The following is a 19,235-nucleotide window of genomic DNA, read 5'->3' as shown; positions in this document are numbered from 1 at the left end:
CTTCCCCGTCGTTGTTCTGCCATGATGGTTTCTGTCAAAGCTACCATCTTTGCAAATCTGCCTGAAGCCCTGGAAAATGTGTAGCAGCTAAAGCCTCCCACTAAAGTGGGTAGTTTTGACTAGCGTGCTGGGACAATAAACTAAACACTGCCCACTAAACACTGCCCAATGGTTGCCACCACCGATTGGGCGATCGCATCAAAGTCATACCCTCCTTCTAAGCCAAAGAGGGTGCGCCGGGAAAGTTGCAGGCAATAGTCTGTAAAAATTGCGTAATCAGCCGGTTGTAACGCAATGCCAGCCAGAGGATCTGCATGATTGGCATCATACCCAGCACTGATGATCAGTAAGTCCGGTTGAAACTCTTTCAAAAACGGCATAATTTTCTGCTCAAATGCCGGCTGATACTGGGCAATTGTGCTACCCGGATGCATGGGCAAATTCAACACATTGTGATGGCAACCGCGTTCATCTTCAAATCCTGTACCTGGGTACTGGGGTGACTCGTGGAGGGAAACATAGGCAATCTGGGGATTAGTTTCAGTCAGTGCCTGGGTGCCGTTGCCATGATGCACATCCCAATCCAGAATGGCAACCCGATGAATCCCTGGTTGCTCCAGAGCGTAGTAAGCAGCGATCGCGGCATTGGAAAAAATGCAAAATCCCATACCAGTAGAACGAAGAGCGTGGTGACCGGGTGGACGTGCCAGCACAAACGCGGGTTCTCCCGTTTGCAATACCTGCTGAACTCCATCTAACCAGGCATTAACCGCCAGTTGCGCTACTTCAAAACTGCGGGCAGAAACCGGAGTATCCGTATCAATGTAACCACCTCCCTGGTTTGCCAGTCGGCGGACTCCTTCAATGTAGCGCTCCGAATGAACCTTCTGAAGCATCGGCATCACAGGACGTTGCTCCACGGGCGTAGGCAACCTCCACTCCAACTTTTCTGCCCAAGTAGTAGCCTGCAAAGCATTTCTGATGGCAGTCAAGCGCTCTGGCTTTTCCGGGTGAAAATAGCCTGTCTCGTGCAGCAAAAACTCGTCAGAGTAGATGATGGGGAGCATGGGTAGGAGGAGGGAGAGGGGAGGGGTCAAGGGAGAGTTAGTTGAGAGTTGAGAGTTTTGAGTTGAGAGTGAGGAAACCCACCACCGACTTTCCCAACTGGTTACCTCTCCCAATTTTAGGGCTGAAGCAGTAAGTCAATTAACTCAGTTACCCCGGTTCCTCGACTGCTAATAGTCACCCAATCTACCTGTTGTTTGACGGCAGGCAGGGCATTGGCAACGGCAACGGAGTAACCACAAATTTTGAGAAAGACGAGATCGTTTTCGGCATCTCCAACGCCTGCGATCGCCTCTAGCTCAATGCCCATCTCAGCGGCAACGGCAACCAGTCCAGCCGCCTTGTCCATCCCAGTTGGCAGAATCATTACTGCCCCTTTATTCAAAATGACCTGTAAATCCAGCCCCATTTCCTGAATCAGGGCATTCGCCTCGACACTGTGAGGTTCCCAGGTTGCTACGATGACACGACCCACCGTGACGACTGGGTAGTTTTGCTGGAGGTTTGCAAATTCCTGCGAGATAGAGCGCTCAGAGGATTGGATAGCTTTCTGGATGCGATCGCTCAAACGCTGAGTAAACTCCTGGGAAGGGCGTACAGCCAGTGGTTTCTCAATTTGAATAGCCGGTTGGTAAAGCAGTGCTCCATTTTCTGCGACCACCCAATCAAACCGATCAAGACAGGGACAAACCTGTAACAAGTCATCAAACTGCCGCCCGGTGATCAAAATTAGCTTACGTCCGGCATTGCGCCAGCGATCTAACGCTGCCAGGGTGGGGGTATCGACCTCTCCATCCTGGGCAAGGGTGCCGTCGTAGTCAGTCGCGATCGCTAAAGATGTCATTGTGCTGGAAGGTAGCTATTTGTTAAAACGCCAGTACCAGAGCTATTATGACCTTTCGTTTTGGATTGAATGTAGTTTTGACACAGCATTAGAGCGATCGCATGTGCCCAATAAGGTTTAGCACCGGAAGTAAGTGTCGATGCGTACCAGACTATCTACTTTCCAGCCTTATTTCAGCAACCTCCGTTTGTCTCGTTCTCTCATGACTAAACTAAAGCTTTGGTAATGTCATGCTAAAAGCTCCAGCTTCCATGTCATACCAATTTGAGTTGAACCTACGGCAGATCCCGGTACGGGCTTGGCAGTGCCAAGCCCCTCCTGAACTTTGATGTGCTCACAAGTCCGTTTAAATCGGTATCAGATTGAGGCAGGAAGCTAGAGCTTTCACCGGAGGGTTATCAAGCTAGTGTTCTGTCAAGAATTATTTTGGGGTTGAAATCCCCAAAATAATCACCCCTTTCCTATCCCAGATTCACAAACACAAAGTTGACAAACCACTAAAGCCTGGGGTTATCAGGCAGATACAGAAGTGGTCACTTCCGAATTGGAGTACCGCAGGGATAGGTTGCAACTAGCTCCCGTTCAGGTTCAATCACCGGAATTGGTGTGGCAATCAGGTGGGCAGGGTTTGCCTTTGCCGCCTCATAATCAGCTTTTAGTTTTGCCAGCATTTCACTACGGCGGTCATAGAGCCGCTTCAATGGACGCGGTTGACACTGGTTTGTGACATAGGCAGTCATAATGGGCAGGGCGATCGTGCTATCGGTGTAGCAAACGATGGTGCTTGGCAGTTCTTCGGGATCAACTTTGCCCCAACTGACGGCTTCGCTCGGCGTAGCCCCAGAGAGTCCCCCCGTATCGGGACGGGCATCGGTTACCTGGATGAAGTAGTCATGCCCACGCTCTTCTAACCCCAGAACTTCGTGCAGTTGAGGTTGGGTTTGCAATAGAAAATTCTTGGGACTGCCGCCGCCGATGATCAGGGCAGCGCTCTTCCCTTCAACGCCGGGAATACCAGTCTCACGGGCAGCGTAAGCGATCGCTGCCGTTTCATTCACATCCAATGAGGGATCCAATACCAGTTGAGAACCTTCAAGGGCGATCGCTGCAACGTTCATCCCAATGGAACTGTCACCGGGAGAAGAGGTGTAGATAGGAACGCCACATTCGTAAGCCGTTGCTAACAGACAGGAATTTTTCACCCCCAGTTGCTTTTCAACCTCGCGCACATACTTGCCCAGCAGGTAGTGAAACTCTGCCGTGCTCATACGCTTCTGAAATGGCTCTGCCTTCAAAATTTCTCTTAGAAATGCGTCCGTTTCCAGTAACACATCGTATTCAAACACGATGTCATAAATCCGAATTCTTCCTTCCTGACGCAATTTCACATCATCTAGAAATGGGCTGCTGGAGTAGAGTTCCAGTCCCAGCCCATAGTGCATATCATGATAAAGGTTTGCCCCGGTGCTGATAATCCAATCGACAAAACCATTGCGAACCAGGGGAGCCAGAACAGAGACTCCAAAACCTGCCGGAGTCATGGCACCGGACAGACTCATCGCAACTGTCACCCCTTCCTGCATTACTTCACGACTTAGGAGGTGGCAAATCTCACGCAGACGAGCAGAGTTATAGGCCGTAAAGTATCCATCGATTAAATCCACGACGCTGATCTCCGCAGGCATGGGGGAGGGTGCGATTTTGTGGCTGAGCAGTTTTGACATCTTGGCACTCCGAAAAGACTAAACGGCATAAATTAGGGCTGAAGAAGTGAACATGGGCACTCCAAATACCCGGTGCTTCTGCACACAGAGGCATCAGCAGCGATAGCCGACTAAAGCAGCGCTGCAAAGTGTTTGAGAGTCTGAAAATCACCCGATTCCATAGAACCAGGTCTAGGGCGTAAATCTGGTCAGCTTCCATAGTGCAGTCGTCTCAACTGCAAGCAGGCAAGATGTCTGTCCTACGGTTGCCGAACTTCCGCCTTGTCGCACTAGACCTCGGATGATATCTACTTCGAGACAATCAACTCCACGACGGATATTGAATTAAAGAATTCTCCTGAAGAGAACATGACCGACCGAGTTCGTGACCAGGAGCAAAGGACAAAGCCCAACCAAGGGCATACTGCCGTCAACTCATGCGAATCGCGAACCTCAAGTTACAGGTCGGTCAGCTCATACTGGGCGCTTCACACCGATCAACCCATGATAGCGCCGGGTCGCACTGCCGTTTCCGCTTTAGTTTCATCTCTAGATACCAGAGCAAGTGGTATCCAGTCAGGGAAAGAGGTCTCAATTCTTTTGTACAACCTTCAGACACTAACTTTCCTAATCTAACATCAATATTTCAAAGCTTCTCGATGAAACTACGGATTTCTTTAAGATTTTTTCTGACAAGCAGAGTTAGGTGTTCATTAAACTTGTGAAGGTAAGCGGCAAAGGTTCATAGATTTACCAGCCATGTCAACCGGCTTTCCCATTAGTTCTTCAACGGTTGAGCAATCCAACCGCCCTACGCGATCTGCCCATTGGCACACATTTCCTGAGATTTTGCGACGGCTTCACCAGGAGCATATTTATATTCATCCGGATCAATTGGCAGAATTTATGTTGTTCCACGGTTTGCCGGTAGATCTCCGTTACGTCCCTAAGCATTTGGTGCAGCGGGCACAATTCATTAACGACAACTACCAGGGTGATATGGCAACAGAAAACCTGGTAAACGAACTGCCCAACTTGTTTCCGTTTGAGTAGAAAAGGGGGAGGCAGTCTTGGGGGTAGCGGCATTTTCATTCGTGATACCAGACTTCTCCTCATATCCCCCTAGCACAAAGCGCCTCTCAAAGGACAAACTGGTGCAAGCCACTATAGGAGTTAGACGTGACCGATAGTTTAGAGACTGAACTGACGACTGGAGCGATCGCCGCCGATGCCTCTACCGATACTGCTTACCGCAAGAAAATGCAGCGACGGAAGGAGGTGCAGGAGCAGCGTCTGGCGGGGATGACCAGTGAGAAGGGACTGGTCATTGTTCACACAGGGAATGGAAAAGGGAAGACCACAGCCGCCCTGGGAATGGTGCTGCGATCGCTGGGTCATGGCTACCGGGTGGCGATCGTCCAGTTCATTAAAGGAGCCTGGGAACCGGCTGAAAAAGCCGCCTTTAAACCCTGGACCCAAGGGATGAACGGCAATTTGCCCCAGCTAGAGTTTCACGCGATGGGTGAAGGCTTTACTTGGGAAACACAGGATCGCGATCGCGATACTCACCTGGCACACCAAGCCTGGGACAAAGCTCTAACTTTTATCAGCAATGCTGACTTCAAGTTAGTCTTGTTAGATGAGGTCAATGTGGCGTTGAAGCTAGGCTATCTGGCAGCCGAGCAAGTCATAGCAGGACTTGAACAAAAACCGGCTAATTCCCATGTTGTTTTAACTGGACGGGGTGCCCCTGAGGCTTTGATTGAGCGTGCTGACCTGGTGACCGAAATGGCTCTAGTCAAACATCCCTTTAGAGAACAGGGCGTTAAAGCACAACCAGGGGTAGAGTTTTAGCGTTTGTGTATTTGAATACAACCTTTGAGAGAGGTTTGAAATAGTTGGACTTCCTATCGTGTGAAGCACAGGTGGATAGCTAAGAGGCGTGGGTACCACGCTTCTATTTCATGTGGCCATATCAAAGCTTTACCTCGCTTTGCACGAATATTTCAGGAGGTTTAAGTGACTTTATTTCACTCTATTCGCAAGGTTCTGATTACCCTATCTTTGGTTCTGGTTCTATTTACAACTTCAGCCTGTGCTGGAACGGTTCAGGCAACTCAGCCAACGTCTGTGCCCCAACTGGGCTATAGCCAGATTGAACGTGGCAGTACTTCAGCAGGTCAAAATTTTGGTAACTGGGTTGTGCAAAATGCTGGGGGTCTAGTTCAAGATGCCTATGTGCGTGGGAACGACAAATTAGGTGTCGTCGTTTCTCCTCAGGTGCGTCCGAATGAGGTTCGCCCGTTAGCAAAATCGCTGGTTCAGGGATTCCATAACAGCTTTCCTGAGCGAAACTTATCTGTGCTGGTATATGCCCCAGATAAGAAGCTGATTTTGACCGCGAATTACAACAATACAACTCGACAAATTGAATACCAGTAGATAAACCTTATCCAAGTTGAGAACTGGAGATTTTTCCTAGGAAAAACTACGGGTTTCTAAGTTGGTGAGGTTTAGGAACGAATTTCTAGATAGGAGTTTTGAAATGCCTAACAGCGAAGAATATAAACGCCAGATTATGAAGGATCTGTCGCGTGGAAATCAAGATTCGATCGATTCTTCATCCAATGAGTCAGTCAACGAATACGAAAACTTTGATGACTTTGCCCAACGTTCTTCTCGTGATGAACGGCGGCAGCTATTTGGGAAAGCCTTTCATCCCGATCGCATCCCTTCTAGCCAGATGGAGCCAGAGTTGCAGAAGGCAATTGCCCAAATTAAGCCAAATGAGCGCGATGATGTGGCAAAAGAGTTTTTCAGCCACTTAAAGAAACGGGGCTTGAGCGATCGAGATCTGGAGCGCCAGTTGGGGCTTTCGACTCACCATGCCAGCAAGATGAACGCAGATGATGTTTCTAAACTGGCAACCTTTACCTACCACAGTCATCCAGACATTTTTCAGGAAGTCCTGGCAGATCAGCCTGCAATCCTTAAGTTCATCAGCCATCCAATGGTGGGAGCAGCACTGGGGGCGATCGCAGCTAAGTGGTTGAGCCGTCGATAATCCTTAATTAGGTGTCAGGTGTCAGGTGTTAGGTTGAAAAAGATGGTGTGATCAGGGTTACCCCTAAACAGACCTCCGAAATCTTTCAGATTTCGGAGGTCTTAAATTCTTTGGGACAATAAAACAAAAAGGCAGCAGGAGCGATTTAGCTTCCCCTGCTGCGTGCTTTAGCCTTTTAGCTTTCGCTTTACCCGTTGACTGCCAGAGCCAGGAATGCTAGCAATCCGCCCACTAGGTAAAACAAAGACACAATGCGGGTTTCTGACCAACCAGAAAGCTCCAGGTGATTGTGATAAGGAGACATTTTAAACAAACGTTTGCCAATGCCATCAGGTCCTTTCGTTGCTTTGTAATAGGACACCTGGGCAATCACTGAGAGCGTTTCAACGAGAAACAAACCGCTGATAATTAAAAGCGCGAACAAACTATTGGTCAAAATCGCAACTGCCGCCAAGGCACCCCCTAAAGCCAGGGAACCCGTGTCTCCCATGAACACTCTGGCAGGATTACGATTGTGCGCCAGAAAGCCGACACAACTCCCACTCAAAGCAGCACAGAATAGCATTAAATCAGGATGAGAGGGGGCAATGAGGGCACCCAAACCCAGAAGGGCGATCGCCACCGTCCCCGCCGCCAGACCATCTAAACCATCCGTTAAATTGGTCGCATTACTCTCTGAAACCAGGACAAAACCTGCCAGCAACCAGAAAAGAACTCCCAACGGTAGTGCTAAGCCAAATGGAAGGGCGATCGCAGTAATACTGATTGATTGAGTCAACCAGAGCCAGAGGCAGAAAAGAGCGGCAAAGCCAATTTGCAATCCCAATTTCATGCGGGGAGAAATCCCCTTATTGGACTTACAGCGAATAATTTGCCAGTCATCCAGCCACCCGATCGCCCCATAGGCAACCGTTAGAGCAGACACCGCAACCACATTGGCAGAAAAACCAGACCAAAACAGGGAAACCACAACTGCAACCGGCAGGAAAAAGATCCCCCCCATGGTGGGAGTGCCCGCCTTTTTCAAGTGCGCCTGGGGACCATCTTCTCGAATAATTTGACCAGCTTTGAGCGATCGCAGCAAAGGCACCGCCCAAAAGCCAAGACCTGCTGCTGCCAGAGCACAAACCCAGAAGGGAAGTGCCAGGGAAAAAGTTTGTCCAAACCGCCCTGCGGTCAGATCAAAAAAGACAGCGGCAAGGCTGAGTCCAACAGTCAACAGAATAAACAGTACCGCTCCTGAGAGTCTTAATGTCCGACTGGGAAATAACTTAGCGTCCACAAGTCTCCTGTATCACTCCACACACTACACACACACCGAATCATCGATTCTCGAAAAGCCAAACAAATCTTAATCAAGTAAGCCAGACAGAAAGCTAATCTAAAAACTCGAAGGGCTTCAGGTGAGAGATTTAATCTTCCAGTTCAAGCTCGTCATCGTCATCATCGAGATCAAAGCTGTTGTCATCACCCCCCATCAGGTCGCTAATGTCTTCTCCTTCATCTTGAAGGTAGTCAATATCACTGCCTTCACGCGCCAGAAGACGCCCACTGTTTTCAAGCCAGTCCAAAATAGAAGACTCTTGCTTGAGCGGGATGACAGCCGCCCGCTGATTACGAGGTTCTTCACGGAGAGAGGGATTATACGTCATATCTTCGGGATTGGATTAACAATATAGACAGGCTACTATTCTAAATCTTTCAGCATTATGGACGCACCGTCCACCACCCTCCGGATGAAACACCCAGAGTGTATCACTATAGAAATAATTTGCAAGGTTTTTTTTGGATTTGCAGGTTTTTACGCACAAATATCAGGAATTGCAGCAATGATTGGCAAAGCAACTTTATTAGAAACCATCGCAGGCAAAAACCGGGGTTTGCTGACAACCGATACAGAAAGACTGGCAATTCTGGCGGCGATCGCTCAGTTAGAGGATCGTAACCCGACTCCCCGTCCAGTTGAAGCGATTGATTTATTAGAGGGCGACTGGCGACTTCTTTACACCACCAGTCGGGGCATTCTGGGTATTGATCAGTTTCCTTTTCTAAAACTAGGGCAGGTGTATCAGTGTATCCGAGCCGCAGAACTGAAAGTCTACAACATCGCTGAAGTCTATGGTCTACCGTTGTTAGAGGGTTTAGTCAGTGTTGCCGCTCGGTTTCAGCCCGTTTCTGAACGTCGGGTTAATGTTAAATTCGAGCGTTCTATTCTGGGGTTGAAGCGAATTATGGGCTATCAGACTCCGGGCAGTTTTATTCAGCAGATCGAGTCTGGGCAACAATTTGCGGCGATCGATTTCAATATCGAAAACCGTGATCAGCAGGGATGGCTGGATATTACCTATCTGGATGAAGACCTGCGGATTGGACGGGGAAATGAGGGCAGCGTGTTTGTACTGACGAAAGGCTAAAGGCTAAAAGGGAAAGGATGGGCGGCTCGCTATTCCCGCAGGCTTAGGATAAAGAATGAAGGGGGGAAAGATGGTTCGGGAAAAGATAATAGAAGACTTGCCCGATGATGCAGCAGATAACGGATCTCCTGATAATAGGTCTGTCGATAAAGAAAAGCGTTCATCCTTTATCCCTTACCCTTTATCCTTCCCCATCCGCCTATCCCAGGGGCAGCTAAATTTGCTGTCAACCTGTCCACGGAAATTTCAGCATACCTATTTAGAGCAACTGGCTACGCCTACCACACCTGAACAACAGGAAAAGTTAACTTGGGGTTCCCGGTTTCACTTGCTGATGCAGCAGTGGCAGCTTGGGTTACCAGTCGATCGCCTGGTTCGGGAAGATAGCAAGCTCCAGCACTGGTTTGCTGCCTTTACCGCTGCCGCACCCCAAATTTTGAAGCTGGATGCTGAGGACAACTCAACCCAACGACACAGTGAATATCCTCTGACGATCGCATTCGAGGGCTATTTGCTCACCGTGATCTATGATTTATTGATTTCCAACCAGAAACAGGCAAAGATTTTGGATTGGAAAACCTATCCCCGTCCTCAAAAGCTCCGCTGGTTAGAACAAAATTGGCAGACTCGACTTTATCTATTTGCTTTAGCTGAGACTGGGGCGTATGCACCAGAACAAATCTCAATGACTTACTGGTTTTTTCAGACTCAGGATTCATCGGTCGCAAACCCTCAAAGCTTTGCGATCGCCTATGACACACCCAAACATGAAGAAACTCGTCGGGACTTAACCCATCTCTTGAGCCAACTAACCCACTGGTTAGAGCGCTATCAGGCGGGGGAGCCTTTTCCCCAGATACCACCAGACGCAAATCAGTGTGAATCCTGTAACTTCGCGGTTCGGTGCGATCGGGCAGCGTTCCGTTCTGAAAAGCGCGACACCCCCCAATCTGATCAAGCCTTCTCGACCAGTCCAGTCTCCGATTTTTCAATCCCCAACCTTGCAGACATTCAGGAAATCTCCCTTCCTCTATGACCGACACCTCCAAAGACCAACCCCTCCCCATTAATGTTCGGGATATGGATATTAATGACCTGGCTCCCGTGTACCACCTGGGAGAGTCCTTATTTACCAGTGACCTTTACCCTTATATCTATCGCACCTGGGATCAGTGGGAAGTGATTGGGCTGTATAACACCGATCCGGAGTACTGTTTGGTCGCTGAAACTGACAACCAACTGGCGGGATTCATCCTGGGCACGATTATCAACAAAGCTTCCTGGACTTATGGTTATATCATCTGGCTGGGGGTAAATCCGGCTTTTCAGCGGCGCGGAATTGCCGAGCGTCTGGTCGATAAGCTAGTCGAGCGCATGATCGATGATGGTGCCCGGTTCATGATGGTCGATACCGATCCAGAGAATGTTCCAGCCGTGAAGTTCTTTACCCGCAAAGGCTTTGGCAACATCCGAAAACATGTCTTTCTATCCATGAACCTCAGTAAACACGAATATTACGGCAAGCTCATTGCCTACGAACGAGAGAAGGCAGAACGCGCCGTGTGGAAACGCCCACGCCGTCCGAATAAGTCTTGAAGGATAGAAGATAGGGATAGAGAGGATTAGGCGTTAATAGTTATTGGTCATTGGTCTTTATAGATAACAAATGACGAATGACGAGTGACAAACAACTTTCAACTCTCAACTTTCAACCTCTGACATCTTCCATGCCCGATCGCACCCTTCAATGGCAAATTCACTCAGCCGCCCCGCCGCCGCCCTGGTTTACTGACACCATTCGACGGCAGGTGCCAACTATTGATGGGCGCTATCTTGCTCAGCTTCTATGGCAACGAGGGATGCGCGACCCGGAGCGATTGGCTGGTTTTCTCGATGCTGAGTGCTATCAACCCGCCAGTCCCTTTGCCTTTGGACAGGAGATGCAGTGGGCAGTCGATCGCCTGGGTCGGGCGTATCGCAATCACGAACCTGTCGCTATCTGGGGAGACTTTGACGCGGATGGTGTAACCGCCACCTCCGTCCTGTGGGATGGGTTGGGACAGTTCTTCACCCAACAGAAAACACTTTTTTACTACATTCCCAATCGACTCACAGAATCCCACGGTTTATCTCGTCAGGGAATTGACTGGTTGCATGGAAAAGGTTGTCGGCTGATGGTAACCTGCGACACGGGCAGCACCAATCTGGATGAGATTGAGTACGCCCACAGCTTAGAGATTGATGTGATTGTGACTGATCATCACACGCTTCCGGCAGAGCGTCCGCCAGTCACGGCTATCATCAATCCCCGCTACCTGCCTGCGGCTCATCCTCTGGCAACGCTATCGGGAGTGGCAGTGGCATACAAGCTGGTAGAAGCCCTTTACGAAACATTACCAGAAGTGCCGCAAAAGCCCCTGGAGCATCTCCTGGATCTGGTCGCGATCGGGTTGATTGCTGATCTGGTGGAGTTGAAGGGGGACTGTCGCTATCTGGCACAACGAGGGATTGAGCAGTTACAGAAACAATCCAATCCGGCAACGGTGACGCGCCCCGGCGTGGCAAAGTTGCTGGAGTTTTGTAAGCGGAGTGGCGATCGCCCCACGGATATTTCCTTTGGTCTGGGTCCCCGGATTAATGCCGTCAGTCGCATCCACGGAGATGCCCATTTCTGTGTCGAACTGTTGACCAGCCAGGATACCCACCTCTGTACCCATCTAGCAGAAGCAACGGAGCTGGCAAACACTCGCCGCAAAGCTCTGCAAAAAGAGGTGGCAGAGCAGGTCACCCGTCAATTAGCTCAACTTGATTTGTCTACGACCAGCGTAATTGTACTGGCGGATGAGCAATGGCAGGTAGGCGTGTTGGGGCTAGTTGCTGGACAGATTGCTCAGGAGTATGGGCATCCGACGGTTTTGTTGAGCCTGGAAGGGTTGGTGGGAGAGGGGGAGAGAGAAGAGGGGAGAGAGGGAAAGGGGGAGGATTTGCAGACTCAAATTCAACGTCTGAAGGCGAGGGTTCCGCTTGCCCGTGGATCTGCTCGTTCAGTGAACAATATTGACTTGTATCAACTGGTGAAAGACCAGGCGCATTTGCTGACGAAGTTTGGTGGGCATCCCTATGCGGCGGGGTTGAGTCTTCCAGTACAAAATCTGCAACTGTTCAGAGATGGGATTAACCAGAAGTTGCGGCAGTCTGCTGACCCAACGGATGCCACGCCACGGGTACAGTCAGACCTGACGGTGACCGTGGCAGAACTGGGGAAAGAACTGTTTCAGGAATTGAAGCTGCTTGAACCCTGCGGCATGGGCAATCCGGTACCTCGGTTGGTGATTCAGAATTGCTGGTTTGACCGGGTTTGGAATAAGAAGATTAAGGACTGGCAAGGGCGACAGGTGCAGTACATCAAAACTGAATTTGAACTTTGGGACGAGACGGTTTCAAAGGGATTTGCGGGTGTCTGGTGGGGGCACTACCGGGATGAGCTGCCATCCGGACGGTGTGATGTGGTGGTCGAACTGGACAGCAATAATTATAAGAAACGCTATGAGGTCCGGCTGGTTGCCGTTCGCCCTTGTGAAGATGATCTTCAATCACTGGCTGAAACAGGGTGGATCCTGGATCTGCGAGAGGCGATAAGGCAAGAAAATCAGGGGAGCAGGGGTGAGGAGGAGCAGAGGGGCGGGGAGGCAGAAGAACAGGGGGCACGAGCCAAACAGCCTTCGCCTTTGTTTCTGCGTCAGTGTCCCAGCAGTTGGGGTGAATTTCAGGTCTGGTTTCGCCGATCGCGGCAGGAACAACGCCCTTTGGCGATCGCCTACCCTCCGCCTGTGGATACGGCTCCCCAGGAGATCTGGCGGCAACTGGCAGGAATTGCTAAGTACCTGAGTCGCACCGGCAACACAGTGACTCGCCAGCAGGTATTGGACAGACTAAAAATTGGCGATCGCGCCCTCCAGATTGGCTTCAAAACCCTGGTCTATCTGGGTTTTGCATTTAGCTACGCGGACAATCGGTTACGGGTTACCTGGCAGGAACCCAAAGATACAGAGGAGCAAAGGAGTAGAGGGGCAGAGGAGGAATTTACTGCGGTAATGAAGCAGTTTCTGGGAGTCGTCAAGGAAGAGCAATTTCGCCATCGTTACTTTTACCAGGTACCGCTGGCAACGATTCAGGCGATGGCATCCCTGACCGAGTTGACTGAGGATCCTTAGAAACTTTGTGCTTCAAACTGAAGAACTGGTGGCAAGATGGCGAAGTGGGAAGATGGTAGACCTGAGGCATTCAATGTCAGGGAATGCTTCACTGTCTACGCTCGTTCTGGAGATCTGTGTGGGGAGGATATATGAACCGGATCAGATTCGTCGGTTCCCTGAGTCTGGGAATTTTACTGCTGTTAATCGCTGGGCGATCTCAGGCTTTACCAGGTCAATCACCGGATGAAGCTGAAGCCTGGATTCAGGCACACCCGACTCTGCGCCCCACAAGTGGTGAAAAGCTGCTGATCCGCAAGAGTGCCACACCCGCCCAGCGATTCCAGTTCAAGTCATCCCTGCTCCAGGTTGGTAGAGCTGCGCCGGGACCGACGGGTGGTATCATCCGCACGGAAGAAATTTCCATTTACGACATGATCAATGGCGTGACGATCGCCCGCCTGCAAGAATCCCTCCGGTCAATCTATGGCACCGTGGTTTATCAGGACTATGCCAGTGCAAAAGTTGTCTACCGCTATCCCGAACCTGTCAATGTCAATCAGGCGGTTAACCAGAAAGCACCTCTGATGGCAGCAGTTCAAGGGGAAGTGCGCTCCGGCGATCGCTACGCCTACTGGCTGGAAATTGCTAGCACCAACGGATTTGCCTATACAGGCAGAGCAACTGTGTTTGTGAAAAATGATCTGCCCAAATTACTAACAGAGCTTCAGAACCGTTAGAGATGGTTTGGTAGTTCAATTGAAAGCAAGGAGACATCGGGGGATCTTGGCTACTGACTTCTGACTCCCTCGACTCCCTAAGCTCAGTGTGTGTTGCACTCAACCAAGAATTCCTACATAGCAGACCTGCCGCCAGATAAGCATTTCAACTTTTTTCCAGAAAAATTTCTGGCAGCGATCGCATTTTTCCGGATGGGGTGAACTGCCAGCGGATAAAGATTACATAACCTGAATCAAAGGGTTAGCAAAACACCTCACAAGTTCGGCAGCGCATAACCGATAACCTTTTTCACTACTCAAGGAGTCAATCATGGAAGCTACAGCAAAAGAACTGCAAAACAATGAACTGTTCACTGACCTTTCCGAAGAGGAATCTTCCACGGTTTCTGGAGGTCACTACTACGGTGGTTACGGTTGCTACAGACCCCGTGCCTACTACCGGAGCTACTACCGCCCCGTAGCCTACTATCACAGACCCCGTTACCGCACAGTTTCTTACTACCGCCACTGGTAGTCCCCTGCGTGGTACTTGGAGTCTAACTGTCTAACGACGGTTTGTAGTTCGTAACTGTGACACCCGCAAAAGCGGGTGTTTTTTTTCGGAACAGATGGGGATGCCGGTGAAGAGTGCTGATATAGCAATCCATATAGGATCGCGGGAGGTTGCTGGGTGGAAGGATTGTTCTTGACTTTCTCTAACTTCAAACACTTGAAACACTATCTAGGGTCGCTTCATCTACCAGGAAAGCGAGACCGATCAAAGAAATTTTCCGTTGTTCTCCAGCAGAATGAAGAGGACTGTGGAGCCGCCTGCCTGGGGGCGATCGCCAAACATTATGGACTCAACCTGACGCTCAACCGCTTGCGGGAAGCCGTTGGTACCGGGCAGCAGGGAACCACACTGTTAGGACTTAAACGGGGAGCCGAAGTTTTAGGATTTAACGCCCGTTCAGTCCGTGCCTCGGTTGAGATTTTGGAGCAGATGGATGAAGCCCCCCTACCCGCCATCATTCATTGGATGGGAAGCCACTGGGTTGTTTTGTACGGGCAGCAAAATCAACAGTATGTTGTCGTCGATCCGGCAGTGGGCGTGCGCTACCTCTCCAAGGAGGAACTGTGCGAAGGATGGGTAGACTGGACAATGCTATTGCTGGAGCCAGACCCCGTCCGGTTCTATGCCCAATCCTCGGATGAACCCGTTAAGGGCATCGGCAGCTTTTTTCAGCGGATCTGGGTCTATCGCAAAATCCTGACAGAAGTGTTGCTGATCAACGTGCTGCTGGGCTTGTTGTCGATCGCCACACCCTTTTTAATCCAGGTACTAACAGACGATGTGCTGATTCGGGGAGACACCCGCCTGCTGAATGGGCTGGCACTGGGAGTGATTGTGCTCAACCTGTTTAGCAGCAGCATGGGGTTGGTTCAGGCAAATCTGATTGCCTATTTTGCCCAACGATTAGAGCTGGGACTGGTCCTGGAATTTGGGCGGGCGATTTTGCGCCTACCGTTGACCTATTACGAAACCCGCCGTAGTGGGGAAGTGGTCAGTCGTCTAAGGGATATTCAAGAACTCAACCAGTTGGTATCCCAGGTGGTTGTCAGTTTGCCCAGCCAATTTTTTGTGGCGATTGTTTCCCTGCTGCTGATGTTCCTATTTAGCTGGAAGCTGACCCTCGTCGCCCTGATCATTGGGGTGCTGATGACCATTTCTACCGTCCTGTTCTTACCCACTTTGCAGCAAAAGACCCGCAGCCTGCTGGTACTGGAAGCTGAAAATCAGGGTGTATTGGTAGAAACCTTCAAAGGTGCCCTCACCCTCAAAACCACCACCGCCACCAGCCAGTTTTGGGAAGAGTTTCAGAGTCGGTTTGGCAAGTTAGCCAATCTCTCTCTTCGTACCACCCAGATTGGGATTGTTAACAACACCTTTTCTGATCTGGTATCTGGGGTAGGGGCGGTAACTTTACTCTGGTTTGGCAGCAGCCTGGTGATTAGTCGGGAGCTATCCATTGGTCAACTATTGGCATTTGCCAGCTTTAACTCTAACGTGACCGAGTTAATCAGCACGGTAGTCAAATTTGTGGATGAGTTTGCCCGCGTTCGGACTGCCACCCAACGGCTAGGAGAAGTGATTGAACATCCGCTAGAGACGCAGGGGGATACCTCCAAGCCCTTCGTCAGAATTCCGGAGGAGGCAGAGATTGAGTGCGATCGCCTGACTTTTCACTACCCCGGTCGAGTTGATCTGCTGGATAACTTCTCCCTCAGGCTGTCCGGCGGTGAAGTGATTGCCCTGATTGGTAAGTCAGGTTGTGGTAAGAGTACCCTGGCAAAACTGATTGCAGGATTGTATACCTTGCAGTCTGGCAACATTCGGATTGGGGGGTTTAATCTGTCCGATCTATCGCTGGAGTGTTTGCGAAAACAGGTGGTGTTGGTGCCCCAGGATGCCCATTTCTGGAGCCGTTCAATTCTGGAAAATTTTCGCCTGGGAACGCCGGATGTTCCATTTGAAGAAATTGTCCAGGTCTGTCAGGTCACGGGAGCCGATGAGTTTATCAGCCGTCTGCCAGAGAAGTATCAGACGATCCTGGGTGAGTTTGGCGCAAATTTATCGGGTGGACAGCGGCAACGATTAGCGATCGCCCGTGCCCTGATTAACGATCCGCCCATCCTAATTTTGGATGAGTCTACCGGGGGGCTAGATCCCGTCAGTGAAACTGAAGTGCTGGATCAACTGCTCTACTACCGCCAGGGCAAAACCACCATCCTGATTAGCCACCGCCCCAGAGTGATCAACCGGGCTGACTGGATTGTATTAATGGATCAGGGCAAACTGATCACCCAGGGACCCTTAAAGGAATTGCGTAATCAATTGGGCGAACATCTGGATTTTCTCACCCCTTGAGACCCTTGCGCACCACTGCCTCAGCATAAATATGAGGCAGCGCAAGATCTGGCTCATCACCTTTTCCCTGGCATCCGTCCCATCCATACCCATCCACTCATCCATCAGAGGTCGTTTCACCGATATCCTTGTGGTCACTTAATGCTGAACACCCACAGGAAAAACGACGGGGCTTTACAGTGATTTCTTAGATAAGAAAACCACAACAGCGTGTGAATGAGGAGATGGGGGGATGAGGAGATGGGGGGATGAGGAGATGGGGGGATGAGGAGATGGGGGGATGGATGTACCTGTGGCTTATGCAAGGGGAAATGGCTTTAAGTTGGTAAGGTTTAACTGGCACGTTATCCAACCATCCCTTGATGAAGGCTTCTCGTCATTATTTGAATCTGATCTTGCTGTTGATATTGCTGGTGGGAGTAATACTCAGATTCTGGAACCTGGACCTTAAACCGGTTTGGGCAGATGAGGTATTGACGGCACTCTTTAGCCTGGGGCACAGCTTTGATCAGGTGCCGCTAGATCGGGCATTTCCTCTGGCAGAACTGGAGCAGGTATTTACCTTAAACCCCAATGCAACCTGTGCTGAGATTACGCAGACCGTAGCTACCCAGTCTGTACATCCGCCTCTTTTCTTCTGCTGGATGCATCAGTGGATGACCTGGGTTAGCTCGCTGCCCCAGTCGTGGGCATGGAAGTTAAGGGCACTGCCAGCGCTGGCTGGCGTGGGAGCGATCGCCGCCCTCTATCAGCTCAACCGGGTTGCCTTTTCTCCCAATGCCGGATTAGTCAGTGCAGCCCTGATGGCGGTGTCTCCCTTTGCAGTTTACCTGTCTCAGGAAGCCCGCCACTACACCTTACCCATGCTGCTGATTACGCTGGCATTGTTGGGTCTTTACCAGATCCAGATGGATCTTTACTATCAGCGCTTTCGACCGACCGTATGGCTGGGCTGGGTCGCGGTCAATAGTCTTGGCTTTTATGTCCACTACTTTTTTCTGCTGGCATTCACTGCTCAGGTAGCCACACTGCTGGTTAACTTCCTCAGCTTGAAGTATCTTCCATCTCTCCACCCACGCTCCTCGTCCCTGCGGCTGGGGCGATCGCTGGGGATCATCGCGCTTGCGATCGCTGGTGTCTGCCTCACCTACCTTCCCTGGCTACCGACCTTAAGTAGCCACCTTACCCGCCCCGAAACAGACTGGTTGAACACGCCATACGCTAGCTGGCTAAACGCGATCGCTCCGCTGTATCAAATTCCCCTGGGCTGGATGGTCATGGTCATTGCATTGCCCGCAGAAAGCCAAAGTCTCTGGATTGCGGTGCTCTCTGCCGGATTCATGTTGCTATTCAGCGGTTGGCTTGCCTGGAGCACAGCAGGACAATTCTGGCGGCTCTGGAGTACACCCGAAACCCACCTGGCAACTCGGATGCTGGTCGTGTTCATTCTGGTTGTCATGCTAGAGTTTCTGGCGATCATCTATTTGCTGGGGAAAGATATTTCCCAGGTTCCCCGTTATAACTTCATTTACTTTCCAGCCATGTGTGCCCTGTTGGGAGCTAGTTTGAGCAGAGGATCCGGGGAGGGGCGGAGCCGCAGAACAGGGGAGCCGGGGGACAGGGGAGCCGGGAGGCAGAGGGGGAGGGGCATAAGCCGGGGTGAGGTGTTGGTTTCTGTTCTATTGGTAGGGGTGATCAGTAGTGGGCTGGTGGTTTCCAACCAGGTGTTTCAGAAACCTTACCAACCAGAACAGGTCGCCAGAAACATGCTCGTAGAACCAGACAAGCCTCTACTGGCAAGCCTTGCTTATATGGATTTTCAGGATGTGGCGTTGGGGCTTAGTTTTGCCCTGGCATTAAAGGACGAGATGGTTAACCCGATGGCTAAACCAGATGGTTTCTTTGCATTTCTGGCGCGATCGCAGGGATACGAACAGGTCTGGCAGTCTCTCGCCCAGCTCAAACCCCCTCTTTCCCTGCCGCTTAATTTTTGGTTAGTGGCTCCCGGTCTACGGCGAGTCGATTACCCGGCAAAACTTTCCTTAGCAACCAGCCAATCTGTAACTCCAGCCATCTGCGCGATCGATGCAACTAATTATCACCGGCTAGGAGTTCCCTATCAGATGTATCGGTGTCATGTTGTTGGTGCAGCCCAACGTAACGGTAGATCTGAAGTAGTCACGCAGGGGCAGTAAACTTTTGTGGAAGTTGACTAGTGGTCTGTCAAGAATTATTTTGTGTGGGCTGAAAACCCCAAAATAATCACCCCTTTCCTATCCCAGACTCATAAACACAAATTTGACA

At 50.5% G+C, this 19,235-nt stretch carries 17 protein-coding genes; 12 read left to right on the top strand and 5 right to left on the bottom strand.

The window, feature by feature from the left end; translation table 11 throughout:
• Positions 1–140: 140 nt before the first annotated feature.
• The 3 genes from AC1S52_RS29330 to AC1S52_RS29320 form a co-directional block, all read right to left on the bottom strand.
• Entirely contained in the window at positions 141–1,067 is a 927-nt protein-coding gene (locus AC1S52_RS29330) for a histone deacetylase family protein (protein ID WP_482032597.1), read from the bottom strand.
• A gap of 116 nt (positions 1,068–1,183) precedes the next feature.
• Complete coding sequence (locus tag AC1S52_RS29325) at positions 1,184–1,909, bottom strand: HAD family hydrolase (RefSeq protein WP_482032596.1); 726 nt, start codon at positions 1,907–1,909, stop codon at positions 1,184–1,186.
• Between the two features lie 533 nt (positions 1,910–2,442).
• Entirely contained in the window at positions 2,443–3,633 is a 1,191-nt protein-coding gene (locus AC1S52_RS29320; protein WP_482032595.1) for a homospermidine biosynthesis protein, read from the bottom strand.
• Positions 3,634–4,371: 738 nt separating this feature from the next.
• Here AC1S52_RS29320 and AC1S52_RS29315 point away from each other — a divergent pair.
• The 4 genes from AC1S52_RS29315 to AC1S52_RS29300 all read left to right on the top strand — a co-directional run bounded on the left by AC1S52_RS29315 (position 4,372) and on the right by AC1S52_RS29300 (position 6,676).
• Positions 4,372–4,665, top strand: coding sequence for a hypothetical protein (locus AC1S52_RS29315; protein ID WP_482032594.1), 294 nt, complete (start codon positions 4,372–4,374; stop codon positions 4,663–4,665).
• Positions 4,666–4,791: 126 nt separating this feature from the next.
• The gene (gene cobO / locus AC1S52_RS29310; RefSeq protein ID WP_482032593.1) at positions 4,792–5,466 is read left to right on the top strand and encodes a cob(I)yrinic acid a,c-diamide adenosyltransferase; all 675 of its coding nucleotides are present in this window, start codon (positions 4,792–4,794) and stop codon (positions 5,464–5,466) included.
• A 165-nt stretch (positions 5,467–5,631) separates the two neighbouring features.
• Entirely contained in the window at positions 5,632–6,054 is a 423-nt protein-coding gene (locus tag AC1S52_RS29305; RefSeq protein ID WP_482032592.1) for a hypothetical protein, read from the top strand.
• Between the two features lie 103 nt (positions 6,055–6,157).
• A complete protein-coding gene (locus AC1S52_RS29300; protein ID WP_482032591.1) occupies positions 6,158–6,676 on the top strand; it encodes a hypothetical protein in 519 nt (172 codons plus the stop codon).
• 187 nt (positions 6,677–6,863) lie between these two features.
• Here AC1S52_RS29300 and mraY read toward each other — a convergent pair whose 3' ends face one another.
• Entirely contained in the window at positions 6,864–7,958 is a 1,095-nt protein-coding gene (gene mraY / locus AC1S52_RS29295) for a phospho-N-acetylmuramoyl-pentapeptide-transferase (RefSeq protein WP_482032590.1), read from the bottom strand.
• A 130-nt stretch (positions 7,959–8,088) separates the two neighbouring features.
• Entirely contained in the window at positions 8,089–8,328 is a 240-nt protein-coding gene (locus AC1S52_RS29290; RefSeq protein WP_482032589.1) for a DUF3134 domain-containing protein, read from the bottom strand.
• A 177-nt stretch (positions 8,329–8,505) separates the two neighbouring features.
• Here AC1S52_RS29290 and AC1S52_RS29285 point away from each other — a divergent pair, with 177 nt between their 5' ends.
• The 8 genes from AC1S52_RS29285 to AC1S52_RS29250 all read left to right on the top strand — a co-directional run bounded on the left by AC1S52_RS29285 (position 8,506) and on the right by AC1S52_RS29250 (position 19,126).
• The gene (locus tag AC1S52_RS29285; protein ID WP_482032588.1) at positions 8,506–9,090 is read left to right on the top strand and encodes a PAP/fibrillin family protein; all 585 of its coding nucleotides are present in this window, start codon (positions 8,506–8,508) and stop codon (positions 9,088–9,090) included.
• A gap of 70 nt (positions 9,091–9,160) precedes the next feature.
• Positions 9,161–10,126 (top strand): PD-(D/E)XK nuclease family protein, encoded by a 966-nt coding sequence (locus AC1S52_RS29280; RefSeq protein ID WP_482032587.1) that lies wholly within the window; start codon positions 9,161–9,163, stop codon positions 10,124–10,126.
• Positions 10,123–10,686: a GNAT family N-acetyltransferase gene (locus AC1S52_RS29275; protein WP_482032586.1), complete on the top strand. Its 564-nt coding sequence runs from the start codon at positions 10,123–10,125 to the stop codon at positions 10,684–10,686. Before AC1S52_RS29280 ends, AC1S52_RS29275 begins: the two co-directional genes overlap by 4 nt.
• A 77-nt stretch (positions 10,687–10,763) precedes the next feature.
• Positions 10,764–13,304, top strand: a complete 2,541-nt coding sequence (locus AC1S52_RS29270) for a single-stranded-DNA-specific exonuclease RecJ (protein WP_482032585.1) — start codon at positions 10,764–10,766, stop codon at positions 13,302–13,304.
• A gap of 131 nt (positions 13,305–13,435) precedes the next feature.
• Positions 13,436–14,023, top strand: a complete 588-nt coding sequence (locus tag AC1S52_RS29265; RefSeq protein WP_482032584.1) for a hypothetical protein — start codon at positions 13,436–13,438, stop codon at positions 14,021–14,023.
• Positions 14,024–14,333: 310 nt separating this feature from the next.
• On the top strand, positions 14,334–14,537 hold the full coding sequence (locus AC1S52_RS29260) for a hypothetical protein (RefSeq protein ID WP_482032583.1): 204 nt from the start codon (positions 14,334–14,336) through the stop codon (positions 14,535–14,537).
• Positions 14,538–14,693: 156 nt separating this feature from the next.
• On the top strand, positions 14,694–16,931 hold the full coding sequence (locus AC1S52_RS29255) for a peptidase domain-containing ABC transporter (RefSeq protein ID WP_482032582.1): 2,238 nt from the start codon (positions 14,694–14,696) through the stop codon (positions 16,929–16,931).
• Between the two features lie 362 nt (positions 16,932–17,293).
• Positions 17,294–19,126 (top strand): glycosyltransferase family 39 protein, encoded by a 1,833-nt coding sequence (locus tag AC1S52_RS29250; RefSeq protein WP_482032581.1) that lies wholly within the window; start codon positions 17,294–17,296, stop codon positions 19,124–19,126.
• The last annotated feature ends 109 nt before the right edge of the window (positions 19,127–19,235 follow it).

Source organism: Kovacikia sp. CALU 1929 (assembly GCF_056784235.1).
Note: the sequence above shows the minus strand (reverse complement) of the source record. Positions and strands in the feature narration are given on the sequence as shown.

Bases quoted from the DNA above. Each gene is read 5' to 3' on its own strand.
- AC1S52_RS29330 (WP_482032597.1), bottom strand. From the start codon at position 1,067: ATGCTCCCCATCATCTACTCTGACGAGTTTTTGCTGCACGAGACAGGC.
- AC1S52_RS29325 (WP_482032596.1), bottom strand. From the start codon at position 1,909: ATGACATCTTTAGCGATCGCGACTGACTACGACGGCACCCTTGCCCAG.
- AC1S52_RS29320 (WP_482032595.1), bottom strand. From the start codon at position 3,633: ATGTCAAAACTGCTCAGCCACAAAATCGCACCCTCCCCCATGCCTGCG.
- AC1S52_RS29315 (WP_482032594.1), top strand. From the start codon at position 4,372: ATGTCAACCGGCTTTCCCATTAGTTCTTCAACGGTTGAGCAATCCAAC.
- AC1S52_RS29300 (WP_482032591.1), top strand. From the start codon at position 6,158: ATGCCTAACAGCGAAGAATATAAACGCCAGATTATGAAGGATCTGTCG.
- AC1S52_RS29290 (WP_482032589.1), bottom strand. From the start codon at position 8,328: ATGACGTATAATCCCTCTCTCCGTGAAGAACCTCGTAATCAGCGGGCG.
- AC1S52_RS29285 (WP_482032588.1), top strand. From the start codon at position 8,506: ATGATTGGCAAAGCAACTTTATTAGAAACCATCGCAGGCAAAAACCGG.
- AC1S52_RS29280 (WP_482032587.1), top strand. From the start codon at position 9,161: ATGGTTCGGGAAAAGATAATAGAAGACTTGCCCGATGATGCAGCAGAT.
- AC1S52_RS29275 (WP_482032586.1), top strand. From the start codon at position 10,123: ATGACCGACACCTCCAAAGACCAACCCCTCCCCATTAATGTTCGGGAT.
- AC1S52_RS29270 (WP_482032585.1), top strand. From the start codon at position 10,764: ATGACGAGTGACAAACAACTTTCAACTCTCAACTTTCAACCTCTGACA.
- AC1S52_RS29265 (WP_482032584.1), top strand. From the start codon at position 13,436: ATGAACCGGATCAGATTCGTCGGTTCCCTGAGTCTGGGAATTTTACTG.
- AC1S52_RS29260 (WP_482032583.1), top strand. From the start codon at position 14,334: ATGGAAGCTACAGCAAAAGAACTGCAAAACAATGAACTGTTCACTGAC.
- AC1S52_RS29250 (WP_482032581.1), top strand. From the start codon at position 17,294: ATGAAGGCTTCTCGTCATTATTTGAATCTGATCTTGCTGTTGATATTG.